The 546-nt window shown below is 66.7% G+C and carries 1 protein-coding gene; it reads right to left on the reverse strand.

The annotated features are described in order from the left end of the window. The coding region (locus ACYP2Q_RS31505; protein WP_459734110.1) for an aldehyde dehydrogenase family protein at positions 1-546 on the reverse strand (546 nt) is incomplete at both ends.

The raw sequence follows: 546 nt of genomic DNA on the forward strand, positions 1-546 counted from the left end.
GGGCGCGGCCGACGTCGGCGGTCCACACCGACGACGCCAGGCCGTAGTCCGAGTCGTTGGCCCAGCCCAGCACCTGCGCCTCATCAGTAAATTTGGTCACCGACACCACCGGCCCGAACACTTCGCGCCGCACGATCTCGTCATCCTGCTGGGCGTCGGCCAGCACCGTCGGTTCGAAGAAGAAACCATTGCCCTCGACGGCCTTGCCGCCAGTGACCAGGCGGATGTGCGGCTGGGAGATGGCGCGCTCGACGAACCCGGCCACGCGGTCGCGGTGCTGCGCGGTGATCAGCGGGCCGAGCTCGGTCGCCGGATCGTCCTGCACACCGTACTTGATGCTGCTGACCGCCGCGCCGAGCTTCTCGACGAACTTGTCGTAGATGCCTTCCTGGGCATAGATGCGGCAGGCGGCAGTGCAGTCCTGGCCGGCGTTATAGAACCCGAAGGTGCGGATACCCTCGACGGCGGCGTCGATGTCGGCGTCGTCGAAGATGATCACCGGGGCCTTGCCGCCCAGTTCCATGTGCATCCGTTTGACGCTGTCGG

The sequence above is a fragment of the Pseudomonas sp. MHK4 genome, from assembly GCF_054600775.1.